This window comes from Priestia sp. P1_B12_1 (assembly GCF_056406695.1).
The window spans coordinates 664,172-684,105 of the sequence record NZ_JBFTZR010000002.1 but is presented as its reverse complement, the minus strand read 5'-3'; the positions used below and the strand labels follow the sequence as shown (position 1 = coordinate 684,105).

20 protein-coding genes and 1 riboswitch are annotated in these 19,934 nt (G+C 38.1%); of the genes, 6 read left to right on the top strand and 14 right to left on the bottom strand.

Annotated elements, in window-relative coordinates; translation table 11 throughout:
- Positions 1 to 96: 96 nt before the first annotated feature.
- From queE to AC1D0Y_RS08880, 7 genes are all read right to left on the bottom strand, one after another.
- Complete coding sequence (gene queE / locus AC1D0Y_RS08910) at positions 97 to 828, bottom strand: 7-carboxy-7-deazaguanine synthase QueE (RefSeq protein ID WP_477707511.1); 732 nt, start codon at positions 826 to 828, stop codon at positions 97 to 99.
- Entirely contained in the window at positions 821 to 1,261 is a 441-nt protein-coding gene (queD, locus tag AC1D0Y_RS08905; RefSeq protein ID WP_013055983.1) for a 6-carboxytetrahydropterin synthase QueD, read from the bottom strand. Before queD ends, queE begins: the two co-directional genes overlap by 8 nt.
- Positions 1,261 to 1,926: a 7-cyano-7-deazaguanine synthase QueC gene (queC, locus tag AC1D0Y_RS08900; RefSeq protein ID WP_028414148.1), complete on the bottom strand. Its 666-nt coding sequence runs from the start codon at positions 1,924 to 1,926 to the stop codon at positions 1,261 to 1,263. The genes queD and queC overlap by 1 nt, the downstream gene beginning before the upstream one ends.
- Positions 1,927 to 2,156: 230 nt before the next feature.
- Positions 2,157 to 2,200, bottom strand: a riboswitch (PreQ1 riboswitch).
- A 70-nt stretch (positions 2,201 to 2,270) separates the two neighbouring features.
- Positions 2,271 to 3,392, bottom strand: a complete 1,122-nt coding sequence (locus tag AC1D0Y_RS08895; protein WP_477707510.1) for a GerAB/ArcD/ProY family transporter — start codon at positions 3,390 to 3,392, stop codon at positions 2,271 to 2,273.
- A 26-nt stretch (positions 3,393 to 3,418) separates the two neighbouring features.
- A complete protein-coding gene (locus AC1D0Y_RS08890; protein WP_013055980.1) occupies positions 3,419 to 3,655 on the bottom strand; it encodes a hypothetical protein in 237 nt (78 codons plus the stop codon).
- 11 nt (positions 3,656 to 3,666) lie between these two features.
- Positions 3,667 to 4,866, bottom strand: coding sequence for a Ger(x)C family spore germination protein (locus tag AC1D0Y_RS08885; RefSeq protein WP_060746724.1), 1,200 nt, complete (start codon positions 4,864 to 4,866; stop codon positions 3,667 to 3,669).
- 24 nt (positions 4,867 to 4,890) lie between these two features.
- Positions 4,891 to 6,498, bottom strand: a complete 1,608-nt coding sequence (locus AC1D0Y_RS08880; RefSeq protein WP_060746723.1) for a spore germination protein — start codon at positions 6,496 to 6,498, stop codon at positions 4,891 to 4,893.
- Positions 6,499 to 6,705: 207 nt separating this feature from the next.
- Here AC1D0Y_RS08880 and AC1D0Y_RS08875 point away from each other — a divergent pair, with 207 nt between their 5' ends.
- The gene (locus AC1D0Y_RS08875; protein WP_060746722.1) at positions 6,706 to 7,425 is read left to right on the top strand and encodes a 3-ketoacyl-ACP reductase; all 720 of its coding nucleotides are present in this window, start codon (positions 6,706 to 6,708) and stop codon (positions 7,423 to 7,425) included.
- Positions 7,426 to 7,490: 65 nt separating this feature from the next.
- On the opposite strand, the gene AC1D0Y_RS08870 is transcribed toward AC1D0Y_RS08875, so the two are convergent.
- The 3 genes from AC1D0Y_RS08870 to nhaC all read right to left on the bottom strand — a co-directional run bounded on the left by AC1D0Y_RS08870 (position 7,491) and on the right by nhaC (position 10,259).
- Positions 7,491 to 7,616, bottom strand: coding sequence for a DUF6254 family protein (locus AC1D0Y_RS08870; RefSeq protein ID WP_013082238.1), 126 nt, complete (start codon positions 7,614 to 7,616; stop codon positions 7,491 to 7,493).
- An 87-nt stretch (positions 7,617 to 7,703) separates the two neighbouring features.
- A complete protein-coding gene (locus AC1D0Y_RS08865) occupies positions 7,704 to 8,585 on the bottom strand; it encodes an alpha/beta hydrolase family protein (RefSeq protein ID WP_014461062.1) in 882 nt (293 codons plus the stop codon).
- Positions 8,586 to 8,876: 291 nt separating this feature from the next.
- The gene (gene nhaC, locus AC1D0Y_RS08860) at positions 8,877 to 10,259 is read right to left on the bottom strand and encodes a Na+/H+ antiporter NhaC (RefSeq protein ID WP_477707509.1); all 1,383 of its coding nucleotides are present in this window, start codon (positions 10,257 to 10,259) and stop codon (positions 8,877 to 8,879) included.
- 419 nt (positions 10,260 to 10,678) lie between these two features.
- Here nhaC and AC1D0Y_RS08855 point away from each other — a divergent pair, with 419 nt between their 5' ends.
- Positions 10,679 to 12,790 carry an ATP-dependent Clp protease ATP-binding subunit gene (locus AC1D0Y_RS08855; protein ID WP_060746720.1) on the top strand — a complete coding sequence of 704 codons (2,112 nt, stop codon included), beginning with the start codon at positions 10,679 to 10,681 and terminating at the stop codon, positions 12,788 to 12,790.
- Between the two features lie 50 nt (positions 12,791 to 12,840).
- Here AC1D0Y_RS08855 and AC1D0Y_RS08850 read toward each other — a convergent pair whose 3' ends face one another.
- On the bottom strand, positions 12,841 to 13,107 hold the full coding sequence (locus AC1D0Y_RS08850) for a hypothetical protein (protein ID WP_013055972.1): 267 nt from the start codon (positions 13,105 to 13,107) through the stop codon (positions 12,841 to 12,843).
- A 340-nt stretch (positions 13,108 to 13,447) separates the two neighbouring features.
- Between AC1D0Y_RS08850 and AC1D0Y_RS08845 the strand changes: the two genes are divergently transcribed.
- Together AC1D0Y_RS08845 and AC1D0Y_RS08840 are read left to right on the top strand one after the other, a co-directional pair.
- Complete coding sequence (locus AC1D0Y_RS08845) at positions 13,448 to 15,031, top strand: PAS domain S-box protein (protein ID WP_028407899.1); 1,584 nt, start codon at positions 13,448 to 13,450, stop codon at positions 15,029 to 15,031.
- Positions 15,032 to 15,163: 132 nt separating this feature from the next.
- Positions 15,164 to 15,298: a hypothetical protein gene (locus AC1D0Y_RS08840; RefSeq protein ID WP_255256572.1), complete on the top strand. Its 135-nt coding sequence runs from the start codon at positions 15,164 to 15,166 to the stop codon at positions 15,296 to 15,298.
- An 80-nt stretch (positions 15,299 to 15,378) separates the two neighbouring features.
- Here AC1D0Y_RS08840 and AC1D0Y_RS08835 read toward each other — a convergent pair whose 3' ends face one another.
- The gene (locus tag AC1D0Y_RS08835) at positions 15,379 to 17,073 is read right to left on the bottom strand and encodes a M3 family oligoendopeptidase (protein ID WP_060746719.1); all 1,695 of its coding nucleotides are present in this window, start codon (positions 17,071 to 17,073) and stop codon (positions 15,379 to 15,381) included.
- Between the two features lie 170 nt (positions 17,074 to 17,243).
- Positions 17,244 to 17,714 carry a MarR family winged helix-turn-helix transcriptional regulator gene (locus AC1D0Y_RS08830; protein ID WP_028407897.1) on the bottom strand — a complete coding sequence of 157 codons (471 nt, stop codon included), beginning with the start codon at positions 17,712 to 17,714 and terminating at the stop codon, positions 17,244 to 17,246.
- Between the two features lie 199 nt (positions 17,715 to 17,913).
- Between AC1D0Y_RS08830 and AC1D0Y_RS08825 the strand changes: the two genes are divergently transcribed.
- Positions 17,914 to 18,681 carry a DUF4931 domain-containing protein gene (locus AC1D0Y_RS08825; RefSeq protein ID WP_098964521.1) on the top strand — a complete coding sequence of 256 codons (768 nt, stop codon included), beginning with the start codon at positions 17,914 to 17,916 and terminating at the stop codon, positions 18,679 to 18,681.
- A 156-nt stretch (positions 18,682 to 18,837) separates the two neighbouring features.
- Complete coding sequence (locus AC1D0Y_RS08820; RefSeq protein WP_016763389.1) at positions 18,838 to 19,569, top strand: ZIP family metal transporter; 732 nt, start codon at positions 18,838 to 18,840, stop codon at positions 19,567 to 19,569.
- Positions 19,570 to 19,633: 64 nt separating this feature from the next.
- Here the strand turns inward: AC1D0Y_RS08820 and AC1D0Y_RS08815 are convergent, their stop codons facing one another.
- Complete coding sequence (locus AC1D0Y_RS08815) at positions 19,634 to 19,873, bottom strand: aspartyl-phosphate phosphatase Spo0E family protein (protein ID WP_013082228.1); 240 nt, start codon at positions 19,871 to 19,873, stop codon at positions 19,634 to 19,636.
- Positions 19,874 to 19,934 lie beyond the last annotated feature (61 nt).

The window sequence follows — 19,934 nt, the reverse complement described above, 5'->3', positions numbered from 1 at the left end:
GCATTTCCTCTCTTTCTACGATTGTCATTCTAACAGCGTTTTTTTATTTTGTATATATCTGTTTTTATTTTTCTTTGTAAATTTTTTGCTATGCGCTTACACGCCTCGTTTATTTCCCCACACAAGGGCGTGAACCTGCGGCAGAACTCTTACATCGTTCATGTTTTTAGCTGCCACTGCCTTATCGATTAACCACTCATACTTTTTAAGCAATTCTTGTGTTAACGACGCATTATCGATTGTCGTTAAGTCCTCGTTGCCTACTTGAACAAAAAATGGAACCTCAGGATAACGTTCATGAACAGACGTTGCATACTCAAAGTCCTCATCATTAAATACAACGACTTTTATGCTTATATGCGCCATGCGTTTTTCCTTTAGTAATGTCTCTATAATATCGTCTAATACGGAGAAATTTGTTTTCATTAATGAACTTGGAGGCTTAGGAGAAATCGTTAAATCATCGATCTTTAGGAACCAATCCTGATAACGGCTTCCCTGTGTTTCAAGAGCTGCTTTTACCCCATGACTGTGCAAAAGCTCTACAAGTGAACCAATCGCCTTGATAAGCGCAGGGTTTCCTCCAGAAATGGTGACGTGATCAAAGCAATCTCCTCCAATTTCTTTTAGCTCCGTCCAAATTTGTTCTGCTGTTAGCTGACGAATATCGTTTTTAGCTGATCCATCCCACGTAAAAGCTGAATCACACCAGCTGCAGGAATAATCACAGCCTGCGGTACGAACAAACATCGTCTTACGTCCTACAACCATTCCTTCCCCTTGAATCGTTGGTCCGAATATTTCAAGTACTGGAATTGTATTAGCCACGTTTTTTCACCTTCTTTGGGCGGTAAACTACGTAACTTGTCGGCGTTTCCCGCACGAATACTTGTACGCAAGAAGGCTTATTTGGTAGTGTGTCTAGATATTCTTGAACCAACTCATAAATTTTACGGGCAACAACTTCAGTTGTAGGAAAATCATTTGGATTTTCTTCGTTAAAGATAGAATGATCGTTCAATAATGTATGATCAAATTGACCAGAAACAATTTTTTTCAATAGCGCAAAGTTTACTAAAAAGCCCGCTTCGTCTAATGTATCTCCGGCAACAGTTAGATTTACAAAATACGTATGTCCATGGACTTGACGGCATTTACCTGCTTCTGTGTGAGGAACAAAATGTGCCGCAGCAAACTGCATATCTTTGTTCAGTTCATATTCATAGTCATGAAATACTTGAGGATACATTTGTTGCAGCATTATTTCTCTCCTCCTTCTTTTGTTTGCAGGTATTGATCTAACCCGCGTTTTCGCAATTGACATGCGGGACATTCGCCGCACCCGTCAGCAACAATACCGTTGTAGCACGTTAATGTTTTTTCACGCACATACTCAAGCGCCCCTAGCTCATCGGCTAACGCCCACGTTTCTGCTTTATCAATCCACATAAGCGGCGTATGAATCACAAATTCAAAGTCCATTGATAAATTAAGCGTGACGTTTAACGATTTCACAAATACGTCTCGACAGTCTGGATATCCTGAAAAATCAGTTTCGCAAACGCCTGTTACGATATGACGGCCTCCGCTGTTTTTAGCCAGTACGGCTGCAAATGATAAAAATAACAGATTGCGGCCGTCCACAAACGTTGTAGGCAACTCTCCTTCTTTTTGCTCGATCTCAATGTCATCTCGCGTTAAGGCATTTGGTGCTAATTGATTTAAAAGTGACATATCTAGTACGGTATGCTTCACACCTAAATCAGCTGCGATAGCTTTTGCTACCTCTATCTCTTGACTATGACGCTGACCGTATTGAAAAGTAACCGTTTCTACTTCTTTAAAGTTTTTCAAAGCCCAAAATAGACATGTTGTACTATCTTGACCTCCGCTAAATACAACAATAGCTTTTTCATTTTTCATCATTATTGTTCGTCTCCTTTTTGATTGAAATCAAAAGAAGAAGAAACTTTATTGAACCGTTCGTTCCCTTTGTGACTAATTTTATAACACAAAAAAGAGACTGCTCTTTTCCAGCAATCTCCCTAAAAAGCAACTAAGATACACGTCCTCGCCAGCATACACGTCAAAAAGACGCGTTGATAGAAAAGCACGTGAAAGAAGACACGCTAAAACCGTGTCTTTTGTCATCAACGATGATCTTAGTTTTTTATAGAGGGAGTTTTCGAACCTCTCCCGTACATATACAAACGTGTACGGCGTTTCTTCTTGAATTGTCATCGTATTATACCACATGCGTATGAATAATGCTATGTTTGTTGGCTTCTATCGCCTTTAGCTGCCTTATGTTTCTTTATATAAGAAAGCGCAATAAATAACACCGGAAAACAGACGCTTAGTACAAATAAATAAAACGGCCAGTAATATTTTTCAAAATAATTGAAGTACGCTGTATTAGGAATAATGTAATACGCCACGCCTGTAATAATTAGACCTAAAGGAAAGCTTAAAAAATTGCGCACCCGTAAATTACACAATTGGACGATACTTAACTGAATAGCATAGAACACAATAACAACTTTAAAAAAGATAGATAACATCCAAATAATAGCTACTAATACTTCAACATGCTGAATCGTTGCACCTAACGAAATCATTTTTCCTAATAAATAAACTGGGTAGCTGTGCATCGATGCAATATTCGCGCCAAGAGCTAATATACAAGCCGCAACTGCAATCGTAATCGTCAAGCCCGATGCGACAGTGCCGATAACAAACATTCTTTTTACCTTTTTTCCATCTTTTATATGAGGCGTAATCATTAGAATAAAAACCAATTCCATAAACGGGTTTCCTAAAAAATAAGTGGTCCCTAATACTAAATCATCCATGTTAAATTCAAAAAAAGGATAAAGACGATCAATTTTCATCTGAGGAATATTTAAAACAATTAACAATAAAAAGGGGACCACAATCCAAGGCAAAAAGATTTCCGCGGTTCTTGCTACCACTTCAATACCTAGATACCCTCCGTATATAACAGCTAAAAGAACAAGAGCATGAATCCACGTAGGCAGAGTTTCAGGGACAATTTGAGTCGTCATGAATGTACTGATATCTCGAAGCGAAAACGTAGACTGAATGAACATAAAGAAAATGTAAATAAGAGAAATACACGTTCCTGCATAAGGACCTAGCGCCTTTTTAGCTATTTGAATGAATGTTTGCTGAGGGTAACGCTGAATCAGCCATAAAAGCACCGCAACGATTAAAAGTGCAAAGCCAATAGCAAGCACACCGCAAAACCACGCATTTTGTCTATTCGTCTCTAATAATGTAGCGGGAACTGCCAAGATGGCGCTTCCGATACAAAAAACATAAATGAGAAAAAGAAATTGTTTCGGACTAATAAATTCTTTTATTTGCATCATACACACCTTCTCTCCTACATGCTTGCTCACGTGAATAACAAATGATGAACGGTTCTAGTAAGAGGCTTAATTAGTGCCTCTAAAAAGTACAGAGGCGTAGGAACTTCTTTACGGAGTGTAATCGCTCCCCAAAAGAATAGACCCAAACCTATAAGACAAAGGTAGACGACTATCTCACGATAATACTTTTCCTTTCGGAAGTTGATCATTATTTTTTTAGTCAAATAAGCAAGCAGTACAAGTAAGGCGATAAATCCCTCCATTTTCTTTCTCCTTAATGCTTCATTTGCTTCATATATGAGTTATTTAACGTGCCTAAGCGACGGATTTGAACTTTTGCATCTAAATCGACGGTTAAATTCTCTGCGTAAATTCTGTTCCAGTCTCTTTTCATTTTGTACCATCTCTTTACATCTTGTCTGTAAAACGCTTCGCCGAAACCAAAGATATCGCTTTTATAGGTTTTTTGAGCTTTTTCTACTGCATCATTCATTTTTTCTTTCACGTCAGCTGCTGTTTTTCGTTCGAGCATATTGATTACAGCTGGGTCCTGTAAATTCACTTGACACTCTACATCAGCCACGTTCGCTTCTCCTTTTAAATCAACGTGAATATGAGGTTTATGATTTTTCATCGTAGCTGTCACCTTGACATTCGTTCGAAGCATTTCTACTCCAATGATATCATGCTGTTTTTCTTTTTTTTCGCATGGAATAACAATCAACGTACTTTTTACATTTCCTGTAATATAGTTATATCCTTTACTTTCGTCTTCATTGAACCAGCCGATAAGCTTATCATTTTGAAAGACACCTAATCCTTTGAAATTGAGCAGTGTGGAAAGATTGGTGCGAGAAATGCTGGACATATCTCCTGCATTTTTCACATTGCCTTTCACCAATACCCCTGATAATACCGCCTGCTTTCCCTCGCTGGTTAAGTTACTGATCAGTTCATTTAACTTTACTCCTCTAGTAGGTGCCCAAATACGCTGTGACACGTCTAATGAAGCAAACATATGGTTAGCTGGTATTTTTTCGATTGTTGTTAATACGTTCAAAACGCTCGATGCTTTCGTGTTTTTAGCCACAACAACAAAATAATCGGTACGCACTTCATGATCCCGAGCAAAGAAATCAAGCACTTCAGCAATACCGTCTTCCGCCATGCTTTCGCTAAGCACTAGCATTCGTAAATGAGAAAGATAAATTTTCCGCGGAGATTTTGTCGTTATTTTTCTTAACCCCTCCATTACAGACGAAGCCTTAATAGAAAATGTGGTAACAGAAGGCCCGTTTGTAGGGGTTTTGGCCTGAATATCACCAGGGTTAATCAGCTGAACTGTTACAATGATGCCATCTTCTGCTTTATCAATTCCGACGGCAACCGTAATGGCTAGCTCATTCAACTCTCGGCTGCTCCAGCAGCCGCTTAATAGCAATGAACAGATACATAACATTAGAAATGCTTTCATAGTAAACGGCCACCTTTACACAGTTTAGTTTTTTTGCGTCTTTTGACGTGAAATATTCTTCTCGTTAATAAGCTTTGGCCTTGTTTTCATTTTTTTAATCGAACGTCTAATCAGAACATCCTTTTGATCACGCTTCACAAATGGAGCCATAGGTGTCATATAAGGGACTCCAAATGACCTTAAGCTGCATAAATGTAAAATCATTAAAATTAGCCCCAGGATAATACCGAACAAGCCAAAAGTAGCTGCTAAAACCATTAAGATAAAGCGCAGCATCCTTACTGCAATAGCCATATCATACACGGGTGACACAAAGTTACTAATAGCGGTGATGGATACAACGATAACCATTGCAGGTGAAACTAATCCCGCTTGTACGGCGGCTTCTCCTAAAACGAGTGCTCCCACAATCGAAATAGCTGAACCTACTGCTCGAGGCAATCGGACTCCCGCTTCTCGCAAAATTTCAAACGTAATTTCCATAATAAACGCTTCAATAATAGCAGGAAACGGAACACCTTCCCTTTGAGCTGCAATACTAATTAACAAAGCAAAAGGAAGCATCTCTTGATGAAAAGTAGTTAAAGCAATGTAAGCAGAAGGTGTTAAAAGAGCTAAGAAAAATGCCATGTAGCGCATTAAGCGAATCAATGTACTAATATCTGCGCGCTGGTAATAATCTTCGGCCGCTTGAAAAAATTGAATAAATAAGGCAGGAACCATTAATACAAAAGGTGTACCGTCTACTAAAATGGCTATTCGCCCCTCTAAAAGACCTGCTGCCACCGAGTCTGGACGCTCCGTGTTATGCATAGTAGGAAAAGGTGTATAATCTTCATCTTGAATCAACTCTTCGATATATCCGCTCTCCAAAATACCGTCTATATCAATTTTGGAAAGACGCTCCTTTACCTCTTGAATGACCTGTTCATCCGCAATGCCGTCTATATAAACGAGCCCAATATCCGTTTTTGTAAACTCTCCTATTTGCTGTGATTCAATCCAAAGTTTTGGAGATTTTATTCGGCGCCGAATCAATGCGGTATTGGTTCGCAGTGTTTCTGTAAAACTGTCTCGAGGCCCTCTTACAACGGTTTGAGACTGTGGTTCAGAAACAGCCCTGTCTCTCCACCCTCTTGTACTTGCCACAATACACGTTTGATATCCTTCTAAAAACAGTACGGTATCTCCTGATAACACATGAAGAAGAGCATCATCCAATGTCTTTGCTTCCATGATTTCACCCGCTGCCAAACTATAGCTTTTAATCAATTCGTACATATTAACAATGCCATCATCATGTGTTAAATGTTCATCGTGATAGTGCATAATGGAGTCTAGCGCATAGTGTTCAACTTCGTCTTTATTTACTAATCCGTCGATGTAAGCAACACCTAAAGTAAATTTTTCTTCAATCGAAATTCGAAACTCTCGCACAACTAAATCCGTGCTCTGTCCCAATGCTTTTTTCATGCGGGATAAATTATCTCCCGCCCTCTCAGATAATTTCTGCTCTTCCTGTGTAGAAGAAGCACTAGTATCCTTAGTGTCCTTCGAGTCCTTCGATTCGTCAGCTTTTTCTTTCCGCTGTTTGGATTTATTCGTTAACTCAGATAGTTTTTTTATACGCATTGTTCATCCTCCACTACATTGAACGAAAAGAAACGGAATTTCTTCTTTTTAGTCTCTATAGTTTTTGTATGAAAAGGAAATTTATACTTGAAGCCATTTTAATAATCTTTATTTTTGACATCATTTGTGCATTTCTATAGGATAGTAATGGATAATTCTTTGTTATTATGAAGAATGTTTATGCGGAACATTGAAAGGAGTCTATACATGGCACAATCACTTAAAGGCAAAGTAGCTCTTATTACAGGAGCAGGAAAAGGCATCGGTCGTTCAACTGCGATTGAATTAGCAAAAGAAGGCGTAAATATCGGTTTAATTGCTCGTACAGAGGCAGATTTAAAGGCTGTTGCTTCTGAACTAGAAGCATTTGATGTACAAGTTGCTTATTCAACAGCAGATGTTTCTTCTATGGAAGAAGTAAACGCAGCAGTTGAGCATCTACATACAAAATTAGGGGCAACGGATATCTTAATCAACAATGCAGGAATCGGTAAATTCGGAAGCTTTTTAGAGCTAGACCCAGCTGAGTGGAAACAAATCATTGATGTGAATTTAATGGGCGTTTACTACGTAACGCGCGCCGTTCTACCTCAATTAATCGAAAAAAATGGTGGAGACATTATCAATATTTCATCCACTGCTGGTCAAAAAGGCGCTCCCGTTACAAGTGCTTACAGCGCTTCAAAATTTGGCGTGCTCGGCTTAACTGAATCTCTAGCGTTAGAAGTGCGCAAACACAATATTCGTGTAACAGCTCTAACACCAAGTACAGTAGCAACGGAATTAGCGTATAAAGAAAACTTAACGGATGGCAATCCTGATAAAGTGATGCAGCCTGAAGACTTAGCAGAAATTATGGTCGCACAATTAAAATTGCATCCTCGTATTTTTATCAAATCTGCGGGCATGTGGTCCACAAATCCATAAACAAATATAGAAAAAGGAGAGCTTCAGCTCTCCTTTTTTGTATCTTCCTTTATATGGTGGTTACCTTATTTACGTTTAGGCGTGATTTCTTCTGATAGTTCTTCAAAAGATTTCACTTTTCCATGCGATGGGTTTTGTGATTGTTTTCGCACATTCCACTGACGCTCTTTTTGACTTTTAGACTGAGTCATTTTGCTTCATCCCCTTTTTATATGCTTACATGTAGTAGGATCAAACAAGCTGCTCTTTTCCATTCATCAAAACTGCTTCCAATTTCTTTACTGCTTAGCTAAATGTATTTTAAACCATTTATCAATTTCCGCGTTATATTGATCATAATAAGCAGTTAGCGGATGGTCTCCGTTTTTGTACAGTACATATTTGTATTCTTTTCCCTGCTCATCTAATTGTTTCACAAGCTTTTCAGCCTGCGTGTGGTGAACTTTACGATCATGATCACCCTGTAAAATCAAAAGAGGTGAATTTACTTTATCGCTCCAATAAACAACAGAACGACTTTTATACCTCTCCGGATACTGCGCCGGATCTCCTACAATCGTCCGCAGCACTTGTTTCATTTCAGGCCCTCTTTGATCATAGAATTGAAACATGTCTGTAATACCTGATTGTACGACAACTGCATCAAATTTAACGCCGTTTTTCATCGTTAAATACGTCATCATGCCGCCGCGTGAATATCCTAGCGCTACCTTTTGCTGGTGATTTACATAAGGAAGCTGTTCTCCCCACTTAATAAGATTTAACACGTCGTCAATATCTTTACCGCCGTACGTCTCTGTACCTTCACTTCCGCCATTTCCCCTGTATTGAGTCGCAACCACCACGTAGCCTTTACTTGCCCAATATGATAAGTACTGCAGTGTTTTTGCGCGAATCATGCCATGTTCGCGATTTCCTCCGCGATTATATACTAAAAGCGGATAATGTTTGTCTGCAATGTCTTTAGGCTGTACTAAAAACCCTTTTATCTTTAAATTATCACTAGGATACGTAATGCTATATACATCTACTTTATTTGAATAAGGCGATAATAAATTCAATTTTTCTTTATTTACATCATCACTTTCAGCTCGGTTGAAAACCGCTGTCACACCGAGCACAGCTACAGTGATTAATGCAATGATGCCCCATTTTTTCAACAGAAACCCTCTCCTCAATAAATATCTTTTCTCTTTTATAATGAGTGTTTTCATTTGGCTTTACCCTTCTTAAATGTTTGCTAAAAAGGGCATTCATCCCATCGCCAATACAGCTTATTTATCATACCGCAAAACTCAAATTTCTTCATCTGTAAAGAAATAAGAATTCATACAAATACATTAACAAGAAAGACGTATAGTAAATTGTATTATTAAATTATAGATTTGAAAAGTGGAATGATACTTTTTTTGTCGTTTTTTACCTGTCCTTTTTCCAAAAAAAAAGCCCAGTTAAGACTGAGCTTTTTTCTTGGCAATGCCTATGCCTGTATATGCTAAAATAACTGAAAAGATCGGACAGAGAATGCTAAAGAATGTAAATGGAATATAGTCAGCTGCGGGAATATTTAATGCAGTTGAAATAAAAGCACCGCTGACACCCCACGGAATAATAGCATTAATAACCGTTCCGCCGTCTTCAAGCGTTCGTGATAAGTTTTTTGGATCTAAATTCCATTTTTCATACAGCGGCTTAAACGTCTGTCCAGGCAAGAGAATCGATAAATACTGTTCGCCTGTAATAACGTTCACTCCAATTGAAGATAGAAGCGTAGCAAAAATAACGTCTCCGCTGCGGCGAATTTGTTTTGCTAATCCTTCTAACAAAGCATCAATAATTCCAACGGCTCTCATCAAGCCACCTAGCGACAAGGCAATCATGATAAGGGAAATAGAAAACATCATGGACTGCAGTCCCCCTTTATTCACAATCGCATCCACTACTTTATTTCCTGACTCTACTGCCGGCCCGCTTTGAAGAACGCCTAGCAATTGACTCAGCGTAAATTCATGCTGTGTGACCATTCCTGTAATGATGGCCGTTACAATACCTAAAACTAACGTTGGCAGTACATCGACTCTTCTCATCGAAAAAATAAGAACTAAAAGTGGAGAAAGCAACGTTAACACGTGTAAATTAAACGTATGTTTTAATGCGTCTTGAATTCCTTGAATTTCCCCGTAATTGACGCTTTCCTGATTTCCGTTAATTCCGATTACCAGTGCAATGATTGCTGTAATAACAATACTTGGAACCGTCGTCCACGTAATGTGCTGAATATGTTTAGGAAGCGGGACTTCAACGATACCAGAAGCAAAATTTGTTGTATCAGACAAGGGAGACATCTTATCTCCAAACACAGCTCCTGAAACAATCATCCCCGCTGCTAGCCCTGGATGTACACCAATAGCAGTTCCTACGCCAAATAAAGCGACCCCTACCGTACTGACGGTTGTTAATGAACTTCCCGTGAATGTTGAAACTAATACGGTAATAACCAAAGCACTAATTAAAAAGTACTGCGGTGAAATCCAGTGGAAACCGTAGGATAAAATCGTCGGTATCGTTCCTCCTACCATCCAAATCGCAATAAGCATCCCGATCAGCATTAAAATAAGGATAGGCTTAATGCCCAGTCTAACACCGTCTAAAATCCCTTTCTCCATTTCTGTCCACTTATATTTCAACAAAAAGCCAATCACACTAATAAATGCTACACCAAATATCAGCGGAATATGAGGCGGCAGCTTTAATGTAAATAATGAAACAAAAATAATAGCTAATAGAACCAAAACCACCGCTATTGATTGTATAAATGAAATTTCTTTTTTCATGAGGTATTCCCTTTCTATCTTTCTTTTTCACTTAAACGCTTTTATGCTTTTATGCAGTTAAGTGCAAACCTTCTTGAGTATAATTTTTATCCTTCTTGCTGTCAATAACTTATTTTATCCAACGGTAAGCTCTGCACTCATCTTTCCACTTTTCTTCTTATTAATATTAATTCCCTCTCCAAGCAGATCATTGTACAAAATGCCTCTTATGTTTTTACATGTATAGAACGGGTACACATAAAACACATCTTTTTTTAATGTACTGCCTTTTGTACATAAGCGAGGAACTTCCTTCAAAAATTTTTTAAGCAAAAGACTTGAAAGTCAAAAAAGGTCAAAGTATAATAAAATTACGAAAGGTCAAGAAAGGTCAAACACCTGCTGATCTTCGATTAAAATCATTTAGGGAGGCTAATTAAATGATTTGTCAAAACTGTAATAAACGTGAAGCATCTATTCAATTAAATGTACAAACAAATAACCAAAAATCTCAATATCGTTTATGTCATACATGTTATCAAGCACTAATGAAAGAACATAAAATCCCATCAGGTTTTGGAGGTGGCGGCTTTATGAACATCGATGATTTATTCAATCAAATGGCGCACGAACAAGCTGCACCGGAGCAGCCACAGCAAGGAAATGGCGGCGGCTTTTTAGATCAATTTGGTCGAAACTTAACTCAAATTGCGAAAACGGGATTGATTGACCCTGTTATTGGCCGCGAAGAAGAAGTAGAGCGCGTCATTGAAATTTTAAATAGAAGAAATAAAAACAACCCGGTGCTAATCGGAGAACCTGGTGTTGGTAAGACAGCTGTTGTTGAAGGGTTAGCCTTAAAAATTGCGGAAGGAAAAGTTCCTGCCAAGCTGCTAAATAAAGATGTATATCTGTTAGATGTAGCATCTCTCGTAGCTAATACCGGCGTGCGCGGTCAATTTGAAGAGCGCATGAAGCAGTTAATTTCTGAGCTTCAACAGCGAAAAAACGTGATTTTATTTATCGATGAAATTCACCTTCTTGTAGGAGCTGGTTCAGCGGAAGGTTCAATGGACGCAAGCAATATTTTAAAACCAGCTCTTGCACGAGGCGAACTTCAAGTAGTCGGAGCGACAACTTTAAAAGAGTACCGTTCCATTGAAAAAGATGCGGCTCTTGAACGACGCTTCCAGCCGGTTATGGTTCACGAACCGTCTGTAGAAGAAGCCGTTGAAATTCTAAAAGGAATCCAAAGTAAATATGAAGATTATCACGGCGTTAGCTATACAGATGAAGCGATCCGCGCTTGTGTAAATTTATCACACCGCTACATTCAAGATCGCTTCTTGCCTGATAAAGCAATTGACTTGCTAGATGAAGCAGGTTCAAAAATGAACTTACAGGCAGGCATTACAAATAAAGACGACGCGGCCGCTCGCTTAAAAGAAATTACAAAAGAAAAAGAGCAGGCGCTAAAGGATGAAAAATATGAAGTAGCGGCAAAACTGCGCGATGAAGAAGCTGCTCTTGAAAAACAACTAAACGAAGAACAGCAAAAAATGAATGTGGATATCGCTGACATTCAAGCAATTATTGAAAAGAAAACGGGTATCCCTGTTGGTAAACTTCAAGAAAATGAATCAGCAAAAATGAAGCATTTAGCAGAGCACTTAGCTCAAAAAGTAATCGGACAGCAGGAAGCTGTAGAAAAAGTAGCAAAAGCGATTCGACGTTCTCGCGCTGGATTGAAAGCGAAGCATCGCCCAATTGGTTCATTCTTATTTGTCGGCCCAACAGGTGTCGGTAAAACAGAGTTAACCAAAACATTAGCTGAAGAACTATTCGGCTCAAAAGATGCTATGGTTCGTCTAGATATGAGTGAATATATGGAAAAACACGCGGTGTCTAAATTAATCGGTTCACCTCCTGGCTACGTAGGTCACGAAGAGGCAGGACAATTAACAGAGAAAGTACGCCGTAATCCTTATTCCATCATCTTACTAGATGAAATTGAAAAAGCTCATCCAGACGTTCAGCATATGTTTCTGCAAATTCTAGAAGACGGACGTCTAACAGATAGTCAAGGTCGCACAGTAAGCTTTAAAGACACAGTTATCATTATGACAAGTAACGCTGGTGTAGGTGAAAAGAAAATTACGGTTGGGTTTGACGCAGAAAATGACGCACTTAAACAGGCATCCGTTTTAGATTCACTTTCATCTTATTTCAAACCAGAGTTTTTAAACCGATTTGATACAATCATTGAATTTAATCATCTTGAAAAAGACAACTTGATTAAAATCGTGGACCTTATGCTTGCTGAATTAAAAGAAACATTACAAGAACAAAACATTACGCTGAGCGTAGCAGATGAGGTAAAAGAAAAACTGGCTGAACTTGGCTATCACCCTGCATTCGGTGCTAGACCGCTCCGCCGAGCAATTCAAGAACAGCTTGAAGATCGAATTACAGACTTACTTTTAGATGACGCAGACGTATCGACAGTGAACGTAACGTTAAATGAAGCAAGCGAAATCACCGTACAAAACTAATAAAAAAAGCGACTCTACTTGAGTCGCTTTTTTTATAGAAATACTTACGTTTATTTACTTTCATCTGTTTTTTCGTCAGCACTATCCGTTGATTCTTCTTGATCATCAGCTGCTTCATCCCCAGATGAATCATCTGCTTCGTCTTGCTTCATTGTTTCCTGTGAATCATCTGTCGTTGTATCCTCCGCTTGAGTATCATCCGACTGTTCTGTTTGCTGTTCTGTGGCGTCTTTTTCATCCGTTTGTGAGTTGCATGCTGTGATTAACATAATTGCTAGAAGTGATCCAAATAACTTGACTAATAAACTTTTGTTCATTTTACCGTCTCCCTTCGAATCATCTGAGCCTCTATGTAGTCACCATTCATATGGCTCTACTGGCAGTATAGCCTATCCAATTAGAAAAAAGTTCATTTTTACAAGGTTATCACAAAAGCTTTACATCCCCTTCATTTCGTTCATATTCCCCTCATATTTCCTTAATAGTTTATGACTAGCTGTATTCTAGATCTATCTTCCTTGGTCTAAGTGCTCAATTCGGCTATTCACACAGTTGTAACTATGCTAATATGAGTGATATATCACTATATCGTGCGACTAGCTGACTATAAAGTTATTCTCCTATAAAATTATTCACCATTTAAGAAAGGGATTTTTTATGGAATCACACAACCTCATAAAAAAACGGAATTTTATTCTTTTACTTATTTTTTGGCTGCTATATTTTGTCCACATTGTGTTATACCACTTTATTGCAGCTGATCCTCATATGATTGTTTTTATAAGCGGAGGAATTTTATTATTAATAGTGACGGCTATGTACTACTTTCGTTTTCATCCTGCTATCATTATGTATTCTTTTTTTATATGCTATTATGCCTATATTGCGTACATGACATCTATTGAACCTGCTGTTATTAATTATTTATTTTTGTTTCTTGGAATTATTGTTAGCTTTATTTATTATAGCTATGTCGCTATTGTAATTTCTACATTAATGTCCATAATAATTGTTTTGTACTTTTATGTAAGCAACACTCTTTTTACATCTGTAACTTTCGTGAAATTAGATATCGTTTATTTCATTTTGTTTACGCTGATCACAATGATTATTTTGTTGTACTGTGCTCATTTCTCTAAAAAACTGATTGCTATTACGACAGTCAAAATGAACAAAACCGAAGATGAACTGTATTCAGCTCAAGAGTATTTACAATCTTTTTTTACATACAATCGCGACGCCATTGCCGTGTTCAGTCTAGACGGTAAAGTGATTAAAGTAAACGATGCTTTTGAGCAAATATACGGATGGAAAGCTGAAGAAATTGTGGGAAAAGCCATTCCATTTATTCCTGCCGGCTTAAAAGGCGACGCTGAAAGCCGATTAGAAAGGGTTAAAAAAGGAGAAAAGCTAGTAGCCTTTGAAACCCAGGACAAGCGAAAAGACGGAAAAATAATTGATGTAGAAAGCACTGTTTCACCTATTTTTAATCGTGATAAACAGGTCGTTGCGCTTTTTGGTATTTCACGCGATCTTACCGAAGAAAAGGAAACAGAAAAATTTCTTCGCCAAACCGATAAGTTATCTCTAGCCGGCGAAATGGCAGCGGGAATCGCTCATGAAATTCGAAATCCGCTTACTTCTCTGAATGGGTTTATTCAGCTTATTCATGAAGACAGCAGCCGCTATCATTCTTATACAACCATCATGCTTAGTGAACTGAATCGTATTAACTCAATCGTTGGAGAATTTTTATTGCTCGCTAAACCTCATGATACGGTTATGAAAAAGCATGCATTCTCTACTATTTTAAATGACGTTATTCTTCTGTATGAATCAGAATGTGTATTAAAAAATGTCGTAGTTAAAACGCAGGTGGAAGCCCCGCATACATACATCTGCTGTGATGCCAATCAAATTAAGCAAGTACTCATTAATTTGTTAAAAAATGCGCTCGAAGCTATGCCTAGCGGAGGAGAAATTCATTTAAACGTTACTCAGCATACTAAAGATCTTACTATTTTCATTAAAGATACAGGAGTCGGCATTCCTTCACATTTGCTTACGCACATTCAAAAGCCCTTTTTTACCACGAAGCCCTCAGGTACTGGTCTTGGACTTGTTGTGATTAAAAACATTTTGTATCAGCATAAAGGAACATTTGAGATTAAAAGCACTGTTGGCGAAGGAACCAGCGTTTCCCTTACGATTCCTTTATGGGAACAAGAAATTAATCATTAAAAAAGAGGCTGGAACAAAAGTATGTTAGTTGAAGAAAGATCCGAACGAGTTTGTTTCTTGATTAAGAATCAAACTCATTCGGATTTTTTATTATGAGGGTGAACGTAGATTTAATCTAGGTGCTTCTAGCTGTTGATTGGAGGGCAAGGCGAAGACTCCTGCGGGAAAAGCGGAATAGGTGAGACCCCGCAGGAGCATAAGCGCCAAGGAGGCTCACCGGCCGCCCGCGGAAAGCGAAGCCTTGCACAGAAATCAACGGCGGTGTAACAAGCGATTCATACTAGATTGTTTATCCCATTTGTTCGTCTTTAGATTGGATTGATTTGGTTGTGTCTCAATCTCTTTTTTTATAGCTTTTTATCATCAATACTATTTAAATAGTTTTCAATTTCATCTACTACAGACTGCACGCAGCCCTCTTCGAATGGAGAGATCAAATTCGCTTCCTCTACTAATTCTAAAAACGGCTTACTTCCGCCAAGCTTACACAAATGAACGTAATCTTGCCATGCTTGTTCATGATTTTCTCGATCTTTTTTCCAAAATTGAAATGCACAAATTTGAGCGAGCGTGTAATCAATATAATAAAACGGAGACGTGTAAATATGAAGCTGGCGCTGCCAGAAGCCCCCGCTTTCTAGATAGTGATGGCCGTCATAGTTTTTAGAAGGCATATATTTCTTTTCAATTTCTCGCCACGTTTGTTTTCGTTCCGAAGGCGTCATCTCAGGGCGTTCGTATACAGCGTGCTGAAATTCATCTACTGCTATCCCGTAAGGCAAGAAAGTTAAGCCTGAGCTTAAATGAGAAAACTGGTATTTATCTTTGTCTTCTTTAAAGAACAACTCCATCCAAGGCCATGTAAAATACTCCATGCTCATCGAATGAATTTCAGCTCCTTCATGCGTAGGCCAGTGATACTCATTGGTTTCCATATCTCGGCTGGAATACACTTGAAAAGCATGCCCTGCTTCATGCGTTAACACATCAATATCCCCTGATGTTCCATTAAAATTCGAAAAAATAAACGGTGCTTTGTATTCTTCAATAAACGTACAGTAGCCTCCGCCTGCTTTGCCCTTTTTAGCGACTAAATCCATCAAATTATTTTCAAGCATAAACGAAAAAAATTCGTCCGTTTCTTTAGAAAGCTCCTTATACATAACCCGTCCATTTTCAATAATCCACTTTTCATCACCTTTTGGCACTGCGTTTCCTGTTTCAAACTGAAACGGTTCATCATAATAAGTTAAGCTCTCTACTTGAATTCTTTCCTGCTGACGCTTTTTTAGTTTTTCAGTAAGGGGAACAATATACTCTTTTACTTGTTTGCGAAAAGCGGCAACCATTTCAGCATCGTAGCCTATTCTAGACATACGAGCATAGCCCACTTCTACGAAATTTTTATAGCCTAATTTTTCAGCAAGCTTGGTCCGCACTTTTACAAGTTTGTCATAAATATCATCAAATTCCTCTTCATGATCGGTGAAAAATTGAAACTTTGCTTCTGCTGCTTTTTTTCTCATTTCTCGATCAGGTGACTCCATAAACGGATCGAGCTGAGCTAACGTTCTTTCTTCTCCTTCAAATAAAATTTTAGCTGACGCCACTAGTTTCGTATATTGAGACGATAGCTTATTTTCTTCCTGAAGCTCTTTTACTATTTCCGGAGAGAACGTTTTTAACTGCATTTCAGCAAGAGAGAACAGCTGCTTGCCCCACTTTTCTTCTAGTTGCTGTTTAAAAGGCGAAGAGATTAACGCTTTGTAAAATTTCTCTACATATCCTTCTAAAAGCGGCTGTGTTTCATCAAAATAGTCTTGTTCTTCCTTATAAAATTCATTCGCTGTGTCGATAGAATGACGAATATAGCAGATGTTCCCCATTGTGCTGTACTGGGAATACGCATCATTTGCTAGACGAATTGCCTCGTTTTGCTGACTGACTGACGCTGCTTCCGTAAAGTGTGTAATGGCCTTTTCAAACTGCTTTTCAATTTCATTCATATCAGGTCGCGTATATGTATAATTCTCAAATTTCATCATTTGTACCCCTTCCTCTATTGTCTGTATGTAACCTAATTCGTTTTTATCCAGCTGTATTCCTGTTAATTTCAATTTTTTGTCACTTTTTATTTTTTATGTCGATTGGCTATGAAAGAAGTCATAGAAAAAACTCGTTTGTTCAACAGAAACAAACGAGCTTTCCTTAATTAATTAGTCGATTCCGGTAAAAATTCATCTGCATAGTGCCCCAGTTTCTTAAGCATCGAAATAGCAACTTCCTTTTCTTCGCTAGACAGGACGGATAAAATATCATGAATTCTTTTTTCATGACTCGGAAACATACTTTCAATCATTTCCTTGCCTTGCTGAGTGATCGCTGCGTAGGTTACACGGCGATCGTTCGGACAAGCAACGCGCTCTAAGAAGCCTTTTTTCTCAAGCTTGTCTACTACATACGTAATACTGCCGCTTGCGAGTAAAATTTTTCCGCCAATTTGCTGCAGAGGCTGTTGACCTTTGTGATACAATAACTCTAGGACAGCAAATTCGGTTGGATTCATTCCATGCTGTTGAATAAATTTATGCACATGATCATTAATTGAACGATTGGCACGAGATAGTACAATAAATAATTTAAGAGATTGGTCTAACTCTTCTCTAGTTACATCATTCGTCATTTTAATCAGTTCCTTTAATATTATCTTGATATCAAGATAATACTAAAATTTCCCTTCAAAGTCAATCAAAGCAGACTTATTTCATCGGTTATTCTCTCCGCTTGTACAATTTTTTCGATGAAAAATGTATATAAGTGGATTTATACATATGCTTTTAATACAATAAACATATGACCATTACATAAAAAGGTGAATGATTATGAAACCAACCCATTTATTATTTAATTCCGCGATTGGTTCACAAAAGCCTGAAACAATCGTTAACCGGCAAAACCCCTGTCCCTTTTGCGACGTAGAATCTCTTACTGGCATTATTGAAAAACAAGGACCTATCATTTGGCTGAAAAATAAATTTCCCGTTCTGCAAGATGCTTATCAGACGGTTATTATTGAGACCGATGAGTGTTCTTCAGAACTGTCTATTTATCCAAAAGAACATCTGTACACCTTGCTGAGCTTTGCTACTGAACGATGGATATCGATGATGAACAGTGGTGAATATGCTTCTGTTCTTTTCTTCAAAAACCACGGCCCCATGTCCGGAGGATCATTACGACATCCTCATATGCAAATTATTGGTTTAAATGAGATGGATGTAAATGAAAATGTGAAGCTAGAGCAGTTTGAAGGAGTCACAATTGCCCAAAATGAACACGTCACATTTAATTTATCTGCAAAACCTAGAATGGGCTTTTTTGAATTTAACGTGATAACGGATCAGCTTGACAAAGAGATGCACGCATTTGCAGATTATCTTCAAACGGCTGCTCACTATTTATTAAATCATTTTCATCGTAGCTGCACGAGCTATAACTTATTTTTTTATAACCTTAAAAACGGCAAAATTGCGGCGAAAATCATTCCTCGCTTTGCCACATCTCCTTTGTATGTAGGATATGGCATTCCTCAAGTTTCCAATAAGCTTGAGCACATTGCTAACCAAGTTCAGGAGCTGTACTTCACCTAAAAAGTTGAACCTTCACTGGTTCAACTTTTTTGTAAGGTTATTGCATAAAGCTATTCATTTTTAAAATAGTCATGCTCATAGAAAACAAAAAAACATACACTAAAAGAACGATGTGAATTGAGGATAAAAAGAAGAATACGTAAAAGGAGACGGTTTATGACTGAGGTACTAATTGGAAGCATTCTTTCTGCGCTATCGACTGGAGTAGGCGCTTTGCCTATTCTGTTTTTGAATCAAGAACTCACTCATCGCTGGAAAGATATACTTCTTGCGCTCACTGCAGGTATTATGACAGCTGCTTCTACTATGAGCTTGATTCCAGAATCTCTTCAAAGCGGCGGATTTTTTTCCTTAGCAATTGGCTTACTGCTTGGAGTTGTAACATTAACACTCTTGGAGCAGAATATTCCTCACATTGACCTTGAACATTCTAAAACCGGCATTCAATTTGATGAAAAAGCACTTTTAATTGTTTCCGCTATTACTTTGCATAACCTTCCTGAAGGACTGTCTGTTGGTGTTAGCTACGCTTCAAATGTTGAAAATACAGGGAACTTAATCGCCCTTGCAATCGGTCTTCAAAATGCACCTGAAGGACTGTTGGTCGCGCTATTTTTAGCTCAGCAAAATATCAGTAAAATAAAAGCATTTTTAATTGCTACCCTTACAGGCTCTGTTGAGATTGTAACATCTTTACTCGGGTTTTATTTAACTAATTTTGTTGATTCTCTCGTTTCATATGGATTAGCTTTTGCTGCTGGAGCCATGCTTTTTATTATTTATAAAGAGTTGATTCCGGAAAGTCACGGCGATGGAAACGAAAGATTTGCTACTTATTCGTTTATTTTTGGTATTTTGTTTATGATCTTTTTAATTAACATTTTTTAAAGGTGAAGAGAGGCCACGGGCAGCATAATTGTTTTACTGCCCGATCCCGAATGCTTGTCCTGCATTACAGCTTTGAAAAAGATAAAAAGCGGCTAATCAGTGTGGCAAACGATGTCTTTTCTTCCTCTTCTTTTAAACGCTGCTTTTGATAAACGAGTAAGAGCTGATCAAGCTCTTGACTACAGGTAACGGTTTCTTCATTAGTCAAACCTTTTTCTTCTCCGAGCTGCACCATCTTTTGTCTTTTTTGGACGATTTCTACTAATAATCTCTCTGATTTCGTTCTATTTCTCACTCCAAACACAAAATCCTCTCCTATGACAAAGAAATTAGCTTATAACGCATTATTACAAATTCTACTAAAT